1 protein-coding gene is annotated in these 2,803 nt (G+C 66.8%); it reads right to left on the reverse strand.

All coding sequences use genetic code 11. From position 1 onward, the window contains the following. On the reverse strand, positions 1 to 2,803 hold a 2,803-nt coding region (locus N554_RS0130370; RefSeq protein ID WP_029586883.1), incomplete at both ends, for a condensation domain-containing protein.

A 2,803-nucleotide genomic window follows, 5' to 3' on the forward strand; every position in this document is an offset into this window, starting at 1 on the left:
CGCCCGCCACGCCGACCGGCACCGGCTGCAATCCATTGTCCAGCACGTAGACCCGTGTGTTCCAGATCGGACGCCCGATCGGCGGATCCGCCGCGCCGGACAGCGGCATGCTCATGGTGGCGCAGATCGTGGTTTCGGTCGGTCCATAGGCGTTGACCATCCGCCGGCCTTCCGACCAGCGCGCCACCAGATCGGGTGGGCAAGCGTCGCCGCCGACGATCAAAGTGCGGAATTGCTCGAGCCGCTCGGTCGGCAGGCCAGCGAGAACCGCCGGCGGAATCAGCGCATGGCTGACGGCGTGCCGGATCAGCGTATCGGCAAGGATCTCGCCGGCCATCAGGCCGGCCTGCGGCACCACCAGCGCGGCTCCCGCCGGGAACGCCATCAGCACTTCCATGATCGAAGCGTCGAAACTCGATGAGGAGAATTGCAGCACGCGCGACTCGGCCATGATGCCGAGCCGCTCGATCTGGGCGCCGGCGAGGCTGGTGATGCCGATATGCGAGACGACGACGGCTTTCGGGGTTCCGGTGGAGCCGGAGGTGTAGATGACGTAGGCGGGGTCGAGCGGGGTGAGCGGTGCGCTGCGATCCTCGTCGCGCGGATTGCTGTCCGGCTGGCGAGCGAGCACGCCGGCGGTGTCGGGATGATCCAGCACGAGACGGGGGGCGGTCTCGGGCAGGCGCTGGGCAATGGCGTTGCTGGTGACGAGGCACACTGGCCTGGCGTCGGTAAGCATGAAGGCGAGGCGGTCGACGGGATAATCCGGGTCGAGCGGCAGATAGGCGGCGCCGCTCTTGGCGATGGCGAGCAGCCCGACGATCAGTTCGGCCGAACGCGGCAAAGCAAGGGCGACAATCCGCTCCGGGCCGGCGCCTTGCGCGATCAAAAGATGCGCGAGCCGGTTGGCGCGGGCGTTGAGGGCGGCGTAGCTGAGCGTGGTGTCCTCGCAGATCACGGCGTCGGCGTCACCGCGTCGCGCGACCTGAGCTTCGATCAGCGCCGGCAATGTCGTCTGCGGCACGTCGCGTGCGGTGTCATTCCACTCGACCACCAGCCGATGCCGCTCCGCCGCATCGAGAATGTCGATAGCGCCAATCGGCTGATCCGGCGCGGCAATCGCGGATTCGAACAGGCGTAACAGTCGCGCGGCGATGGCTTCGACGGTTTTCCGCTCGAACAGATCGGTGCTGTATTCGATCCTGCCCTCGATCCCACCCGACACGCCGTGCGCGGCGGAACTCTCGGTCAAGACCAAGGCGAGGTCGAATTTGGCAACGCCGCTGCTGATCGGCTCGGGGACAATAGTGAGGCGGGGCATGTCGAGGCTGGTCGGCAAGCCCGCGTTCTGGAACGCCAGCATCACCTGGAACAGCGGGTGACGGCTCAGCGACCGTGTCGGGTTGATCGCCTCGACGAGGCGCTCGAACGGCAAATCCTGATTGGCATAGGCGTCGAGATCGGTGGCGCGGACGCGATCCACCAACTCGCGGAAGCTGGGATTTCCGGCGGTGTCGGTGCGCAGCACCACGGTGTTGACGAAAAATCCGATCAGGTCGTCGAGAGCGTGATCGGTTCGCCCCGCGATCGGGCTGCCGATCGGGATGTCGGTACCCGCGCCGAGTCGCGTGAGCAGCGCGGCGAGGCCGGCCTGCAGTACCATGAACAGGCTGCACTGCTGCTCGCGCGCCAGCACCAGCAGGCGTTGGTGCAATTCCGGCGCGATCTCGAAGGCGACGACATCGCCATGATGGCTGGAAACGGCCGGCCGCGAATGGTCGACCGGCAACTCAAGTTGCTCCGGCAGGTCATCCAGCACGGTCTTCCAATAGGCGAACTGGCGCGCGATCGGGCTTTCGGAATCATCTTCGTTGCCGAGCAGCGCGTGCTGCCAAAGCGTGTAGTCGGCATATTGCAGCGGCAGCGGCGTGAAGCCAGGCGCGTTGCCTTCACTCCGCGCGGCATAGGCGATGGCGAGATCGCGAGCCAGCGGCCCAAGCGAGGCGCCGTCGCCGGCAATATGGTGAACCAGCAGTAACAGAACCTGGTCCTGCGGCGTCAGCACGAAAAGGTCGACGCGCAGCGGCGGTTCGACCGCGAGATCGAAGCCGCGGCTGGCGGCCGCGGTGAGCGCTTCGGGAAGCTCGGCCTCGGTGGTTGCCGCCACCGCGAGGATCGGCCGGGCGATTTCCGCATCTAGGATCAACTGGCGCGGTGTGCCGGCCGTTTCCGGGAACACGGTACGCAGACTCTCATGTCGCTCGACCAGATCGGCGAGCGCGGATTCGAGGGCGTCGCGGTCGAGGGGACCACGAATGCGGAGTGCCAGCGTGAGATTATAGCGCGGGCTTTGTCCTTCGAGATGGTTGAGGAACCAGAGGCGACTTTGCGCGAAGGAGAGCGGGATCACCTCCGGACGCGCGACGGGCCGAAGCGCCGGTCGTGCCGCCGCCTGGGCCTGGTCGAGTCGTTCGGCGAGCCCGGCGATGGTGGAAACCTCGAACAGCGTACCGAGGGGCAGCTCGACCTCGAACGCAGCGCGGATTTTCGAGATCAGATGCGTCACCAGCAGCGAGTGACCGCCGAGGTCGAAGAAGTTGTCATGGATGCTCACGCGCGCGAGCCCGAACGTCTCGGCCCAGAGGGCGGCAAGGAGCTTCTCCGTCGCCGTTCGCGGTGGCGTGTATTCGCCGTGCAGTTGCAGGTCGGGGGCAGGCAGGGCGTTGCGATCGAGCTTGCCGCTCGGCGTGAGCGGCAGCGTGTCGAGCACGACGAAGGCGGCGGGGATCATGTAGTCCGGCAG

The sequence above is a fragment of the Bradyrhizobium sp. URHD0069 genome, assembly GCF_000701345.1.
Taxonomy (GTDB): Bacteria; Pseudomonadota; Alphaproteobacteria; order Rhizobiales; family Xanthobacteraceae; genus Bradyrhizobium.